General features: G+C 65.9%; 13 protein-coding genes. 5 read left to right on the plus strand and 8 right to left on the minus strand.

Translation table 11 applies throughout. The features are described 5' to 3' along the window. Positions 1–5: 5 nt before the first annotated feature. Positions 6–710, minus strand: coding sequence for a hypothetical protein (locus tag OHA42_RS17710; protein ID WP_406238458.1), 705 nt, complete (start codon positions 708–710; stop codon positions 6–8). A gap of 164 nt (positions 711–874) precedes the next feature. Between OHA42_RS17710 and OHA42_RS17715 the strand changes: the two genes are divergently transcribed. Continuing rightward, positions 875–1,048, plus strand: coding sequence for a DUF6374 family protein (locus tag OHA42_RS17715; protein WP_406238460.1), 174 nt, complete (start codon positions 875–877; stop codon positions 1,046–1,048). Positions 1,049–1,093: 45 nt separating this feature from the next. Here OHA42_RS17715 and OHA42_RS17720 read toward each other — a convergent pair whose 3' ends face one another. Then, entirely contained in the window at positions 1,094–1,621 is a 528-nt protein-coding gene (locus OHA42_RS17720; RefSeq protein WP_406238462.1) for a bifunctional DNA primase/polymerase, read from the minus strand. A gap of 263 nt (positions 1,622–1,884) precedes the next feature. Between OHA42_RS17720 and OHA42_RS17725 the strand changes: the two genes are divergently transcribed. The 3 genes from OHA42_RS17725 (at position 1,885) to OHA42_RS17735 (ending at position 6,587) form a co-directional block, all read left to right on the plus strand. After that, positions 1,885–2,349: a DUF6283 family protein gene (locus OHA42_RS17725; protein ID WP_406238463.1), complete on the plus strand. Its 465-nt coding sequence runs from the start codon at positions 1,885–1,887 to the stop codon at positions 2,347–2,349. Positions 2,350–2,457: 108 nt separating this feature from the next. Further along, complete coding sequence (locus OHA42_RS17730; RefSeq protein ID WP_406238465.1) at positions 2,458–3,816, plus strand: SWIM zinc finger family protein; 1,359 nt, start codon at positions 2,458–2,460, stop codon at positions 3,814–3,816. 32 nt (positions 3,817–3,848) lie between these two features. Beyond that, a complete protein-coding gene (locus OHA42_RS17735; RefSeq protein ID WP_406238466.1) occupies positions 3,849–6,587 on the plus strand; it encodes a DUF6493 family protein in 2,739 nt (912 codons plus the stop codon). Between the two features lie 90 nt (positions 6,588–6,677). Here OHA42_RS17735 and OHA42_RS17740 read toward each other — a convergent pair whose 3' ends face one another. The 4 genes from OHA42_RS17740 to OHA42_RS17755 form a co-directional block, all read right to left on the minus strand. Continuing rightward, complete coding sequence (locus OHA42_RS17740) at positions 6,678–7,130, minus strand: DUF6262 family protein (protein ID WP_406238468.1); 453 nt, start codon at positions 7,128–7,130, stop codon at positions 6,678–6,680. Further along, entirely contained in the window at positions 7,127–9,277 is a 2,151-nt protein-coding gene (locus OHA42_RS17745; RefSeq protein WP_406238470.1) for a tyrosine-type recombinase/integrase, read from the minus strand. The genes OHA42_RS17740 and OHA42_RS17745 overlap by 4 nt, the downstream gene beginning before the upstream one ends. Positions 9,278–9,444: 167 nt before the next feature. After that, on the minus strand, positions 9,445–10,365 hold the full coding sequence (locus tag OHA42_RS17750) for an LD-carboxypeptidase (RefSeq protein ID WP_406238472.1): 921 nt from the start codon (positions 10,363–10,365) through the stop codon (positions 9,445–9,447). A gap of 16 nt (positions 10,366–10,381) precedes the next feature. After that, complete coding sequence (locus OHA42_RS17755; RefSeq protein WP_406238474.1) at positions 10,382–11,476, minus strand: hypothetical protein; 1,095 nt, start codon at positions 11,474–11,476, stop codon at positions 10,382–10,384. 555 nt (positions 11,477–12,031) lie between these two features. On the opposite strand from OHA42_RS17755, the gene OHA42_RS17760 reads away from it, so the two are divergent. Continuing rightward, complete coding sequence (locus OHA42_RS17760; protein ID WP_406238476.1) at positions 12,032–12,253, plus strand: hypothetical protein; 222 nt, start codon at positions 12,032–12,034, stop codon at positions 12,251–12,253. 542 nt (positions 12,254–12,795) lie between these two features. Here OHA42_RS17760 and OHA42_RS17765 read toward each other — a convergent pair. Together OHA42_RS17765 and OHA42_RS17770 are read right to left on the minus strand one after the other, a co-directional pair. Continuing rightward, entirely contained in the window at positions 12,796–13,131 is a 336-nt protein-coding gene (locus tag OHA42_RS17765; protein WP_406239440.1) for a helix-turn-helix domain-containing protein, read from the minus strand. Next, positions 13,131–14,171, minus strand: a complete 1,041-nt coding sequence (locus OHA42_RS17770) for a tyrosine-type recombinase/integrase (protein ID WP_406239442.1) — start codon at positions 14,169–14,171, stop codon at positions 13,131–13,133. Before OHA42_RS17770 ends, OHA42_RS17765 begins: the two co-directional genes overlap by 1 nt. Positions 14,172–14,300: the final 129 nt, after the last annotated feature.

A 14,300-nucleotide genomic window follows, 5' to 3' on the forward strand; every position in this document is an offset into this window, starting at 1 on the left:
GCGGGTCATGGCTGGCGTGGGCCGGTGAGGTCCATGTGGTCGGGCAGTATGCGCAGCACTTCGTCGAGTCCGTAACTGCTGTAGCGATCGGCGTCGTCGGTGTCGAGGTGACCGATACGGACCGGTGTCGGGATCTGGATCTGTTGGGCCGCAATCCAATCAATGTCGCCGGTATGTGTGCGTGGCACCCTCAGCGCGAGCGCTGATTCGGCGCGCTCGATGATGTACTGCCAGCCGCGAGCGCTGTAGTGACGACGCAGGGTGAAGTACTGGCCGAGGGGATGATCGGTGGAGATCCAGCCGTTGACGAACGCCCGCACCGTGGCGGGGGTGGGGCCATCGATCCATTCCACCTGCGCGTCGGTGCGGTAGGGCGGCTGTGTGGTGAACGCGGCACTGGGCCAGCGTGTGCGCAGGCTGGTACGCATCAAGTGCTCGAGGTCGGCCGGGTGGCGGGGCCGAACCGGCAGCACGATGTGAGACAGGACGAGATGATCACCGTCGGCCTCGACAGTGGTGTGATTCCACATCCGCGCCACCCGTCGACCCGGCGCGCGACCCGCATCGACAGCGAGCTCACGCATCCGGGTGAGGGCCTGCGCGGCGGTCAGATCCGTAGCGATCACGCGGGCCGGATCGACGCGGTGCGGAAGCACTTCGCCGAGACTGTCGTAAAGGGTGAACTGGTCAGAGATGTCGGCGCAGGGCATGGGTCTCCCCTCTCGAAGATGTGCGGACTGGTCGTGTCGCTGGGATAGGGTTGGCGGCGGGTTCGCGGTGACCGGTTGGGATGTGGGCCGAGGACTTTCTTCCCGCTCACTACGCATCACCGACCTGATGCGAACGTATGTTCGATATGAGGTATCGTCGCGTCATGCCCGAACTTTCTCGGTTGGACAGGGCGTGGATGAACCTCGATCAGGTCCGTGAACAGCTGCTCAACGCTGCGGCGTTCGGCAAGCATCTGACCCCCGAGCAGCTGGAACACGCAGCACGCAAGGTGTCGGAGGGGATGCGGATCTACGCCGAGGAGACCCACCGCCGCTGAATGCCGCCGCTCGGATCGGTCGAGGTCGATGCCGAGCTCCAGGTCTTATCGCCGCCCAGTACTGGCGGGCGCGGTCCGGTGCGCGGCATAGGTCAGCCCGTCGCTGATGGTGCGATCCGCTTCGGCCTGGGTGAACCCGTCGACCCCGACATGGATCTGTGCGGCACTGAGCAGGACGGTGTGCGCGTGGTCGTGATCGAGGAGCCCGGCGCCGACGAGGCGGCCGAGGCTGTTGGCGGCCAACAGCACCGCGCGGTGCCGGGTGCCGGTCCGCGCGGCGCGGACCCGAGCGCTTTGGTTCGACAACGCCGTCTCGATGTAGGCGTCTGGATGACTGATCGGGGTGAACCGGCGCGGGATCAGTGGTGACGGCGGCGGAGCCAGCATCTGTGTCAGCCAGCGGGGCAGCGGGATCGGTGCATGCTCGTCGGCTACGCGGTAGATGCCGTGGGGTAGTTCGGACTGCGCGGCGACGACGTACCCTCCGCTGCCGCGGCTGTCGATGCGCCAGCCTAGCCGTGCGATGGTGTTGCGCAGCGGTGGTTTTCGCGGTGTGCGGTAATAGAGGTGCATTCCCCCCGAGGTTATCCGCAGGAGACAAAGTGTTTTGTCGACATCTTGACTGGTCAGAACGTTGATGCAATTGCAGAAACGAGGCGTCAGGTCGAGCTGTGTGTCATCGGCCGATGCGGGTTGAGTGTGGGCTGGCGCAGGTGCATTGTGGTGGTTGTGCCAGAGACTCCCGAGCTTGATTCCGCCGAAGGTGGGGTTGAGTGTGCCGATGAGCTGGGCCGCCTGCGCCGAGGCCGTGCGGTTCGTGTCCTTATCGGCGCGATGTGTCCAGCGGGGTTTGGGATGCCGAGGAGTATGAGAAGCGGCGTCGCTACGACCTTGAGATGGCATTGCAGCCGCCGGGGTTGTTCCCGTGCCATCAGACCGACGCTGAAAACGACCGCAGGCGGCTTTGCTCTGGGTGGGTCGGTTGCCATGGCTCGGATCTGCTCGGGCTGAGCATGGCCTTGCTGCGAGGTCGCATCGGCGCGGGGACCTTCCAGGCCGCAGTCGACTATCGGTCGCCGGTTCCGCTGTTCGCTTCTGGTAGCGAGGCTGCCGATCACGGGCAGGCCGAGATCAACTGTCCAGGAACAGATGCCGACCCATCCGGCCGATGGATATGGAAGCCGATCGGCGGCACTCGGGCGTTGGTCCTCCACCCGCCCTTGAGCCAGTTCGCCTGGCCGCGGGCACAACTACGAACACATGACAACGACCCTCACCCTCGACCGCGTCCTCGGCCATGAGGAGACCGCGACCCGGATGTCGAGGACCACATCGGCCGTCGAACCGGCCTCATGACAATGGACCAGCCACCGCGTGGATTGTCATAGGGCATCGTTAGGGTCCGAATCGTGCCATCGAATTCACACCTGTATGCGTACGCGCGAGCGTCCGGGCTGTCGAGTACAGGCGGGCTTGATCTGCAGACCTCGGGGGGGACCAACAGTTGCGGGGGGTCGGCGCATCCGCGGTTCTTCACCGGGTTCCTGGCCGAGGCCGAGCCTGCGGCAGTGGCATTGTTGGCCTTGGCGAATGTGGCCGGCACCCGCTATTACCAACCGCGGCCGACGGGGATGCGGGACCCTGTGGTCACCTGCGACGGGGAGCGGCTGCGGTTTGAGGCGTTCTCGGCCTGCTGTGGCGTCTATGCGCGTCTCGATGTCCTGAGCGAGGCTTTGGATGGTGAGCAGTTGGCTCGTGGGACGACGAATGTTGACATGAACCATCCGCTTCAGCTTGCGCTCGCGCGGGTACGCGGTGCCGATCCGCTGCGCCTGGAGGTGGGCAGTGAGGCGCTGGCGGTGACAACCTTCGACGGGATCGTGGTCGAGCGGAAGGTGCCGCTCCCGTATCGATGGATGCGCGGCTTCGCCGAGGTCCAGGCGATCTGCTCGGGATTCGATCCACGCGCCAGGCTTGCCGCTGTGGACGCGGCGCGCTTCCTGCGTACGCTCCCCAAATCACAGCGTGGGGTGTTGTGGGTACTTCCGTCGGGGCGGTCGCTGCGGATCACGTCGCGGCCGGCGTCGGGTGCAGTCGGCCTTTCCGGCACGCATCGGCTCAAAGAACTGCTTCCGCTGATGCGGTTCGGTGGACAACTGACCGTGTACGGCCCGGGTGGTGCGATCGGAACGCAGCCCGCCGCTTCGGCCTGGCAGCTGGACCTGCCTGGGATGCGACTGACCTTGGCTCTCTCGCCCGAGGTCGCGCGCGGGTTCTCCGGGGAAGGCGCGGTGCTCACGGAACTGGCCGAGGACACGGTGCTCGACGACGCCGAGACCGTCGGAGCGTTGCTCGACTTCCAGGGCCGGATCGATCCGGATGCACTGGCCGAGACCTCAGGATTGTCCCGTGAGCGGGTACGTGCGGCGCTGACCCAGCTCGGCACCGCTGGGCAGGTCGGCTACGACGTCGCCGAGGCGGCGTTCTTCCACCGAGAGTTGCCCTATGACGCGCTGCGTGCGGCCAAGGACAACCCTCGCCTGGCCGCGGCCCGCTCGCTCGTCGACGTGGGCGCTGTGAACCGCACAGGGAACCTTTGCACTGTGCGGGCCGGCTCGTTCAGCTATCAGATCCGCTTCGACGAAGACCGTGCTTCGTGCACCTGCCGATGGTGGGCCGAGTACACGGGCGGACGTGGACCGTGCACGCACATTCTCGCGGCGGCGCTCGACCCTGCTACTGACCCTCAGGAGAACCGGACGATATGACAGCCCCTATCGAGTGGTCAGAACTTCACGCGTTGATCGCGGCGCGGATACCGCAACCAGTGATTCAGCGTCTGGCCTCCGTTCCGCCCGCCGAACTGAAGCACCTCCGGCCGCAACTCAAGGCCCTGCGCACGGAACTACGCGGCGAATTGCGCTCGGGTGACAGGACCAGGTACGTGACGGCCTACGATCAGCTCGCTCCGCTCGGCCTTGCCGGAATCATGAGTTCGGGAAGCCCGGCCGAGGCTCTGAACTGGCTCACCAGCAGCTGGTTGATGGATGCGACCTGGTGCGGCGGCTCCACGAATGCCAACTACAGATCGGTGCTGCTCCTCCTGCTTCTGGAGCATCGGGACAACGCCTGGCAGCAGGACTTGGCGGTTCGGTTGGCGAACTGGCTTCCCGATCGTGGTGATCCAAACCTGTGGGAGACGCTGGACGGACTGGTCTTCTGGTCCGGCGCGGTGGTGCCGGCGACGGACGGTTACATCGTCGGATGGGTCCGTAATGGCGGTAACGTGCGTTACCCGCACGGCTATCCGGGTGTCCGTGAGTGGCTCGTGCAGCAGGGATTGCGCCCGGCGATTGCGCACCACGCCACGCTGCTCGAATGGTTGCGTGCGCAACCGCGAGTGGCCGAGTTCGTTCCACGCATGTTCGAGGTCGCCGACATCGGTACCTTGCTCGCCGACAAAAACGCAGCGGGAATCGGTCCGGACAACGAATGGCCGAAAGCCCTGACGAAGCTGACCGATGAGGGTGTGCTGGACCGGGGTGAACTGCTCGACCTGTGTCTGGCCAAGCTGCTGCGCGGTGACCGGCCGGGAAACCTGCGCGGCTTCGTCATGCTCTATGAGGAACTCGCGCCGACGTTAGAAGAGATCGCACACCGGCTGAACACGTACATCGGTATCGTCGCCGGCGGCGCCGGCACGGTCGCGAAGATCGCCCAATCAGCGCTGAGCTACCTCGACGATGCAGGCCGTCTTGACAGGGAGGCGCTGCTCGACATCGCGGTCGCGGTCCTCGCCCGGCCGGAGAAGAATCTCGCCACAGCACAGCTGGCCTGGCTGGACACCGCCGCCCGCCGGGACCCTGCGACGGCCGGCCAGGTCCTGCGTGCTGCGGCTACCGCGTTCACGCACCCCGGGAGCGCCATCCAGGAACGCGCGGTCCGTCTGGTCGTCAAGCATGCAAAGGCCGCCAACGCGGCACTCCTGGCCGAGCTGCTGGAAGCAGCAAGCAACCTTGACGCCGCATTGCGTGATTCTGCGCGGCGCACTCTCGGCGCCGAAGAGCCCTCGCCACACTCCGGCGTTGAGATTCCGCCTCTGCCCGACTACCGGCCGCGAGTCATGCCGCCGCCCATCGGGTCAGTCTGGGAACTGGCCGAGCGTTTCGTCCCGGCGCTGGCAGATCGTCCAGTCGATCCGCTCGACGCGGAACGCATCATGGAGGCGGTCGTGGTCGAGTACAACCGCAATCCGCAAGCTCTGGCTGAGGCGCTCAAACCCTTGACGCTGCGCTATCCGGCCGAGCAACTCGAAGGCTGGGAACAGCGTGCCGTCCCCGGAGCGTTGCGCTGCCTCTTCGACGCGGTGCTGGGACACGACCGCCGAAGCGCCCTCGTGATGGATGAGCTGTACCGCGGACGCAACGGGTTTCTTCCGGCTCCTCAATGGGCCACGCTCTACCGGACCCACGAACTCGTCGAGTATTTCGTCAGTGGCGGCGCACGGATACCGTGCTTGCTCGCCACGCCTACAGGCAGCAACGGAAGCATCGACCTCGCCGTGCTCGTTCAGCGGCTCGAGAGCTACGCCGAATCCGCTGCTGTGCCGCTTCCGTGGGACCTGGAACAGGCGCTACTGCGACTGCCCATCGAAGCCGCACGCGAGATTGCCAAGACAGATCCGGTCATAGCTGGTCAACCGAACACGGCATTTGTCGCCGATCTCGGAGCTGGACGTCTCAAATCTCCGGTCTTCGAAGGCCTCGTCGTACGGAACATCGATGCCGAACAATTCAACAACTCCCCAAATTTCGAGATACTAGTGCCCCGCTTCGGCGCTGCATCCGAGCCCGGACAATCTCCGCTCTACACGGTGCTCACCAACACACCGGATCCATTCCACGTGCGGGCGTTCGCCGGCTACGGGGGCGGCTGGCAAGGGCGGGGTGAGCCTTCGGCCTATTGGCCCTCGCTCCTGCCATATCACTCCGAAATCGTGGCAGCGCACGCGATCCCTGAGCTCTACCAGCAAGCCAACGACCGATCCCGAAGCATCAACCCAGTTCTGCCCCTTCTGGCGGAGACATCAGGTCGACCCGGACCGGTCGTCCACCTTGCTGTGGCTTACGGGCTGGCTGCCGGGCGGCCGGAGAACCGTGTAGCCGCAGTAGACGCGATCTTCACCCTTGCTACGCGCACTCTGTTGGACACCGAGCAGCTCGGCGTCCTACTGGGAGATCTATGGATCGGTCAGATGATCAAATCGAACCGGTTGCTTGCCTCGCTCAACGAAGCGGCGCGGGCAGGACTGCCGCGTGAAATCCTCGGTGTAGTGGCTTCAATGCTCCCGGCCCTGGCGGCCCAGCCAAGTGCAAGGGGACTGCCCGATCTGCTTGTGCTCGGCTCGGAGTGCGCCGCTGCGACTGGGAGCCCCCTTGAGATCCCTGAGCTTGACGGGCTTGCTGAGCTCCGTAAGCCCGCTCGCGTGGCCGCCGAGGCAAGGCGGCTCCGACAGATTCTCAGTGGGGCTGCCCAGTGATCGAGCCGAGGCGGCTCGTGTCCGCGCCCAGGGCCCCGTGACCGCGCACGTCTGGTCGGGGACGCGTGGGAGTCGTGCGACGAAAGCGCATTAGCGTGACTTTTCTCCCGGATACGTAAACCCCGGCCAGGTGCCTCCGCGGCGGGTCAGCTCTCGGCGGAGATCGAGGTTCTCGCCGTGGGCCTTTGCGAGAGCGTCGCGCAGTTCGTCGACTTGTTGGCGGTGCAGCTTCTTCAGTTGGGTGATCTGGCTGGTGAGGGCGAGGACGAGGGAGCTTTCGGAGTCCGGCGGCGGAGCCGGGGTGCAGTGAGCGGGCTCGCTTTGGGCGCGCAGGTGCTCGATGCGGGTGCGGAGGTCGGGGTGGTTGTAGAGGAATGCATGGGAGACGCCGGCTTCGCGTTGGACCGATTGGAATGTGACGGGGTCGCCGCGTTTGACGATCGCCCGGATGGCTTGCTCGGCGTCGCGGGTTTTCTTCTCGGACTTGGCTTTTGCGGCGGCGATGAGGGTGGCTGTGCGTCGGTCGCGGGTGTCGTCGGTCAAGGTCGAGTTCTCCGCGGAAAGGTCGGGTCCAGCAGCAGCGGGACCGGCCCGGTGACTGCGGTGGGGCAGCCGTGTCCTTGGATGGCGTGGCCGGGGTCGGTGGGCAGGGTGTCGAGCAGCCGGGTGAGGGCTTGTTGTTCGGCGTGGCGCTGGGCCAGCCAGACGTTGTCGTCGGGCATGGGTCGGCCGTGTCGGTTGGCGAATTCGGTTGTGGTGCGGTCGATCAGGGCGGTGGTGTCGTCGAGTTGCTGTTGCAACACGTCGCGGTGGGTGGCGTCGGTGGCGAAGACCGAGCAGGTCAAGCAGGCGTTTCCCTTGTCGCAGGATTGCAGCGGCGGGAGCATGCACCAGCCGTGGGGCAGGATGCGGTCGGCGCGGTCGAACAGGTGCAGGGCGTCGTGGTCGTCGCGGGAGAAGCGGACCCTGGTGCCGTCGGCCTTGAACTTGGCGATGGCGATGAAGGCTTGTTCGGCGTGTTCTTCGCGTTGGGCGACGTAGTGCATCGACATGCTGGGGGTGGCGTGCCCGGCGTAGCGTTGCAGGACTTTGATCGGTAATCCGAGCTCGGCCAGACGGGTCAGCTTGGTGTGGCGGAAGCGGTGGGTGTGACCGAGCGTGACGGGTCGGCCCTTGCTGTCGCGGATCGCGACGAGGTCGCTGAACTTGTTCAGCAGCCGGGTGTAGCTGCCCGCGGCATAGGGTTTGGTCGCGGTGAGGTTGCTTTTGCGGGCGGTGAACAGGTAAGGCGTGGTGGTGGTCGGGAAGCGGTCGCGGACCCAGCGCCGCTGGTCCTCGATGATCTCGACGACCTCGTCGTCGACGAGGATGGTGTCGGGGGCGATGTCGATCTTGCTCTGTGCGTAGCGGAACCGGGTCAGCGACTTGCCCTCGCTGTTCTCGGTCGACGCGGGAACTGGTGTGAGACAGTCATATTCGCAGAGGCGGACCTCGCTGGCTCGGCGTCCGGTGAGGATCTGCAGGAGGATCATCCGCATCACCTGCGGGTCGCCGAATCCCTCGGCGGTGATGGTGGTGCCGTCGCCCCGGGGGATCGGCATGTGCTGGCCACGAGGAAGCGCAAGCAGCGGCAGTGCCGCAGTGATCTGGGCCAGAGCGTGGTCGTCGACGTAGTGATCGGCGTTGAGCGGCGGCGGGTGCCGGATCGGTGTCACCTGGCGGCGCCAGGCGTCGGCGTGCAGTTCCGTGACCGCCGACCATGGCGACTCCCCGAGCATCGTGCGTGCTTCGCGAGGGTTGGCGGCGACGAACGCGAACAGTTCGGCCACCGCGCGCAGATCGTCGTTGACCTGTCGAGGATGCACCCGATGCGCGCGGTGATGCTGTTCGGAAGGGCGCATGGCTCGGTTGACCGGGTCGGCGGCCCAGCGGCGGAACTCGGCTGCCTGTGCGGGCGCGCCTAGCGGGTCGGACAGGACCTCGCAAGGATCGTCGAACGCGACGGTGATCCATCGGTCGAACCGGGTGAGCTGGCGGGCTTGACCGATGGTCGACCAGCGCAGCGTTCCGGCTTCGAGTTGGGTGCCGAGGTGCCATTTCACTGCCGCGCGAAGCCATGGCTGGGTGATGTGGGCCGGAATGATCCGGCCGCCGTGGGGCTCCCGCGGGCCGATCGGGATGCGGGGGTCGCAGCGGGGATGCCACTCATCGAGCTCCCACCAGCGTCCTTGATGGCAGTGCGCGATCAACGCTAAACGGGGAACCTGGAACACCGCGCGCAGCCGGAAGCGGGTATTGGCGGGTGGGAAGCGCTTCCATCGGGTGGCGTAGTACCAGCTCAGCAGCGATTGCCCGGTCTCCCAGTCGATCTGCTGGATCGAGGTCGCAAGCTCGTGGTCGGCGTCGGAGGCTCGCCGGTATGCGATGGCGAACTGATTGAGCGGTTGCACCGACACCGGGGTGCCGTCGATCATCTGCTGCCAGTGGGCCATCCATGCCAGCTCGGTTGCCAGCGGTTCGGGTAGCCCGGTGAGAATCAGGTCGTGGATATGGCGTCCCGGCGGCTCGGTCCAGCCGGGGATGTCGGGTCCGATGCGTGGGCCGCGCCAGGCCAAGGGCAGCTCGTCGCGGAGACGGGCGAGCAGATCACCCCGGCTGGTGGGGTGGAGTTCGATGACGTTATCGGCCAAGGCGCAGATCCCATCCCGCGGTGAACGCTCGCCAGTCCGCGGCCGCGCGTAAGGCCGCGTCTTCACAGACCCATAATGGTGACGTCGGATATTGGAACTGTCCGAATGCCTCGCCCTGACCGCGGTGCAGACGGGCGTCCGACTCCTTAGGTTTTCTCTGAACCTTGCTATGCAGGTGGATCGAATGTGAGAGTGCCGCTGTCGGTGTCGAGTTCAGCGGTTGTGCCGAGAGAGACGGCGTGCGGGTCTGGTCCGTGACCGAGTTCGAGGCCGCCGAGTATGGGGATGTTGAGCGGGGTCAGTCGGTCGTGGAGGACGTCGATGAGGTTCCAGCCGCGGTCGGTGTAGTCCTCGAAACCTGGGAACCGGCCCAGTGCGATTCCTTGGAGGCCGTCGAGTGCGCCGGATCTGATCAGCTGAGTCAGTTGCCGGTCGATTTGGCCAAGTCCGACCTGGCGTTGTGCTTCGATCAGCAGGATGGCCCCGTTGAGGTTTGGCAGTCCAGCGCCGACCATGCCCGCTAACGCGCCCAACCAACCGCCCATCAGGAATCCACGGGTGCGGCCTGTCACCTCGACCGAGGTCGACATCAACTGCGAGTTGCGATGCAGCACTGAGGGTTCGGTGCTGGTCAGCAGTTGGCGGACGGTTCTGATCGCCTGGTGGCCGACCAAGCAGCCATGGATGCCCGGGACTCGGCAATGGCGCCAGATAGCCAGGTGCAGATAGGTGATATCGCTGAATCCGATCAGAGGTTTCGGGTCGGCGCGGATGGCGGCGAAGTCGAGGCCGTCGAGGAGGCGATAGGCCCCGGCCCCGCCGGTGATCGTGATGACTGCTCGGACGGCGGGGTCGGAATAGGCAGCGTTGAGGTCAGCGAGTCGATCCTCATCCTGTCCGGCCATGTAACCACGCCGGTCTAGCGCATGCTTGCCGACTTCGACCTCCAGACCCCAACTGCGCAAGACTTGTGTGTAGTCGTCGATGGCGGCAGGTTCGGGGAAGCTGGCCGGAGAGACGAGGCAGACCCGGTCACCTGCCATGAGCGGCGGCCATGCCAGCACTGCCAGTTCGTTCGATTGAGTCATATTCGCAAAGTTAGATTCAGCGCGGACATCTCACTCGGACGGGGATGGGCGGCGGCTGACTTCGGCGGCATAGGTTGCCCAGTCGCCTGCGGAGAGGCGTTGCCAGGCGACGGCGACGTCGGTGTGGATGCCGAGGGTGCGGGCGAGGATCGCTGCGGGGATCTCGGGCGAGTTGGAACAGGGCGGTGCTGCGGTCGGCCCCGGGCCGGATGCCGAGCTTGTTCAGTCGCTGGACCAGGTGCCCGGTGCTGATGGGCCGTCCGGGCTGCCCACCGGGGAACAGCCAGATCGAGGGTGTCAGTGCGCCGATTGTCGCGTGGCCCTTGCGTTTTTCGGCGACGACTCGCGCGAGGTCGCCGACAGGTTCAGGTAGGTAGATGGGTGCGGTGCCCAGGTGCAGTCTGACGGGGGCGCTGCCGGTCTCGAGGTCGACGATGGTCATGCGGCAGATCGCTGCGGGGGTTTGGGCGTAGAGAAGCACGAGCAGGCCCGCGAGCCGGTCTTCGGCCTTGAGGGTGTCGTCGTGCAGCAGGCGTCGGGCGACGTCCCAACGATGGTGGTCGTCGAGGGGGCGGGTAGGGCCCATCCAGCGGTGTGCGGGGATTCGGACGCTGATGAGCTTGTTCTTGTGTGCCCACCGGATGAAGTGCCCCGCCGGGCCGCGGTTCGCCGTGGTGTCATCGGTGAGCCATCGGTCGAGGTCGGCTTGTCCGCAGGTGCCGAGCGTGAGCTGGTGTTCGGTCAGCCAGTCGAGGAAGGCGACAGCTGCGTAGGTGCGCTGGCGCACGGAATCGAACTGCTGGATGGTGGTGACGCGGCCGTTGTTGCGTTGCCGCAACCGGCGGACGAGCTGCCAGGTTGTGTAGCGGTGCAGCACTTTCCGATGTTCGGGATTCGTCCTGGCGGCCAGGATGCGGTCGATGAGCTGCTCGGTGCGGACCATGTGCTCGTCACGCTCGGGAAGGGCGCCGACGCCAATCAGGACTCGCCGCAGGTGAGCGAGAGGCTTGCTGTCGGGAAGCTCATCGAGCGCTTCATGGGTCAGTGCCAGGCGGTCGGCTGCGAGGTCGGCCAGGACCGGCGCGACGGACTTCTTCTTCAGCCAGCGCATCGCGGTGATGGGATGTTCGGCGGTCGCGATGTTGTGCCGCAGCGCTTGCAGCCCGGGATGAAGCGATGCTGAAGGCGGGCCGAGGATCTCGTTGAGGCGCTGGTTGATCAGGCAGCGGACGCATCGGCCAGGATGCGGGTAGGTGGGGTCGCTGCATGTCGAGCAATCGTGCCAGACGGTGCGGGCGGTGCAGTTCTCGCAGCGCGGCTGGGTCAGGGTGCCCGAGATGACGGCCGCGGTCCGGCCGCAGGAACAGCATCGGGCCGTGTGTCGCTGACAGGTAGGACACCATGGTCGACCGGTGATTCGTGATGTGCCGCAGGGCTTTTCCTCGCCGCAGAGAGCGCAGATCGCCTCCGGAAGGGGTGGGCAGGTTCCGCAGAGGGGGCCATCTGGTGTCCGGACGCGGACTGAGCGGCAGCGCCCGCAGTTGAGGCAGACCTCGAGGTTGTCGGGGTCGGTGATCAAGCAGTTCGGGCAGAGTGGCCGGCCCTGTTCGTCTCGAGTCGCGGGCTCGCGGTGGGCGCCGCAGCGCGCGCATTCTTCGATGCGGGTGTGGGCGATGCAGGTGCGGCAGACGCGTTGCCCGCCAAGGGGTTTGTCGATCCGGACGACGCGATGGCAGCGAGGGCATGCCGGTCGGACGATCCCGGCGACGCCAGCTCCGTGGAGGGCTTCGATCAACGGGAGGATCGCGCGGACCGGAGCGAGATGCCCAGCGCCGGTGAGCAGTTCGGGTTGCGCTTCCAGCGCCCAACCGATCCTGCGCTGGTGTGAAGGCCGGGAGGCGAGTTTTCCGACTGCGGCGGCGATGAGGTCACGGTCGACGGCCGGATCCAGTCGGGTGATCACGCCGTGTATGACGCCGATCGGATCTCGATCGTCGCGGTCGGGGCATTGTGCGCAGCGTGGCTGCCCGACGCGGTCCCGGGTCGCGATATGGCGCAACCGGCCGCAGGCCGCGCAGGTCAGCGGCCGGATGCCGCAGGACCCGCAGTACCAGTCCTGACCGCGACGCTGCAAGGTCCGCAGCGGTTTGCCGCATCCAGCGCAAATCGGTGCAGAAACCTCTGCGCCCGCCTCGCGCAAAGCGATCAACAGGTCACCGATTGCCCGCGGTGCCGGGGAACGACCGTCGGTCAACGTCGCTGGGCGCCCGGCGAGAAAGGCTGCCATCCGCCGCGACTTCGCTCGCCCGCCAGCAACTTCGGCGACAACGGCCCGGACCTGGTCGGGTGTGAGCCGATCATCGACCGCCACGACCAACTCCGCAATGAACCCGATCGGATCCGAGATCGCGCGGCCCGGGTCGGCTGTGGTCACTTCTGCTCGGTGCCCCGGATCCGCGCTCGCCTGGGGCGCAGGTCCCCGATGCCGGTTTCGGCGCCGACCGCTCTCTTTCCGCGGGCTGCGGCCTCGATCGCGGCGGCCGGCTCGATCAGGTCCTCCATGGTGCAGTCGAGGATGTCCAGCAGCGCCATCAGGATTTTCAGGCTCAGTCGTTCAGGACGTTCGACGACGAGCCGATAGACCTGGCTGGAGGACAACGTGATGCCGCGTTTGTCCAGCGGCTCAATCAGATCGGTGGTCTGGAACATCCCCCGGTCGGCCATGACCCGGCGCAGGTGCCAGTGGTAATCGAGCTTGGCGGGCATCATCGGTCCTTCTCTGCTGGAACGGTGGTCGGATCAAGCGCGGGCGAAAGCGCTTTCTGCAGAACGGTATTCATGTAGTCCGAGCTCACGTGGGTGTAGATAGCCGTGGAACTGTCGCATTCGTGCCCAACCTGCGATTGGATAAATCGCCGGTCAACCCCATCTTCGGTGAGATGGGTGACGTAGGAATGCCTTGCGGAATGCACTACCAGCTCCCGGGGAAGCTTCAGCGCGTCCCGATAGGCGACGAACCGGGCGTTGATCTCGGCAGGTTTGATCCGCCCACCGCGCTCGGTGACCCAAAGGGCCGGATGCTCGACACAGCCGAACCTCGGACGCACGTTCTCGACGTAGTCGGCAACCGCCTCCACCGCCCAATCCATCACCGCCAACACATTGCGGCGCCGCGGCGGCTGCCCTCGTTTCGCCTTGCCGTAGCGGACGTTGAGCGTGCCGTAACTACCGAACTGCGGTGCCCTCGGATTGCGGCCGAAGTCCACCAGATCCAGCTTCGCCGCCTCGGAACGACGCAGCCCCCACCCGTAAATGACCTTGAAAATCGTCGCATCACGGTAAGCGGCAAGTGCCCCTTTGCGTTTCGCGCGCACCGCGCGCTCGACCTGATTGTCGGCATAGTCGAGGAACCGCTGCATCTCCTCGCGAGTGAACGGCCGTGATTCGGGTCGGCCTTCATAGTCGTTCAAATGCGCGATCGTGTTCCACTCGTGGCAGATCGCCACCGGATGAGTGCCGAACGCGTCCTCACACGCCACGGCCCATCCGTACCGGCCATCGATCAGAAACTCGCTGAACAGCCGCAACCCGCACTGGTAGCCGCGGATCGTCGACGGCGCCAGATGCTTTTCGCTGGTCAGAAGGAGCGACCACTCATCGATGTGCGTCGGCGTCCACTGCCACGGGTAGTCGTTGACGAACTCCATGAACCGCCGGACCAATTTCTCCCGGGCCGTGACAGTCTCCACACGCAGCCCGCGGGCAGTCTGCTGAGCGCGCCAACCGCGAAACATCGCCTCCACCATCGCATCCTGCGGACGCAGCTGCGCCACCCCGGACACCAGCTCCAGATGAGCTGCTCCGGCGAGATCGACCTGCCGCAACCCAACCTCCTCGCACCACCGAATAGTGCGAGAATCATTCATCAGATGGGC

Origin of the sequence: Nocardia sp. NBC_01009 (genome assembly GCF_045208035.1) — a bacterium.
Classification (GTDB): domain Bacteria; phylum Actinomycetota; class Actinomycetes; order Mycobacteriales; family Mycobacteriaceae; genus Nocardia.

Excerpts from the sequence above, each read along its gene's own strand:
- OHA42_RS17710 (WP_406238458.1), bottom strand. The coding sequence starts at position 710 with ATGCCCTGCGCCGACATCTCTGACCAGTTCACCCTTTACGACAGTCTC.
- OHA42_RS17715 (WP_406238460.1), top strand. The coding sequence starts at position 875 with ATGCCCGAACTTTCTCGGTTGGACAGGGCGTGGATGAACCTCGATCAG.
- OHA42_RS17720 (WP_406238462.1), bottom strand. The coding sequence starts at position 1,621 with ATGCACCTCTATTACCGCACACCGCGAAAACCACCGCTGCGCAACACC.
- OHA42_RS17750 (WP_406238472.1), bottom strand. The coding sequence starts at position 10,365 with ATGACTCAATCGAACGAACTGGCAGTGCTGGCATGGCCGCCGCTCATG.
- OHA42_RS17755 (WP_406238474.1), bottom strand. The coding sequence starts at position 11,476 with ATGCGCTGGCTGAAGAAGAAGTCCGTCGCGCCGGTCCTGGCCGACCTC.
- OHA42_RS17765 (WP_406239440.1), bottom strand. The coding sequence starts at position 13,131 with ATGCCCGCCAAGCTCGATTACCACTGGCACCTGCGCCGGGTCATGGCC.
- OHA42_RS17770 (WP_406239442.1), bottom strand. The coding sequence starts at position 14,171 with ATGGTGGAGGCGATGTTTCGCGGTTGGCGCGCTCAGCAGACTGCCCGC.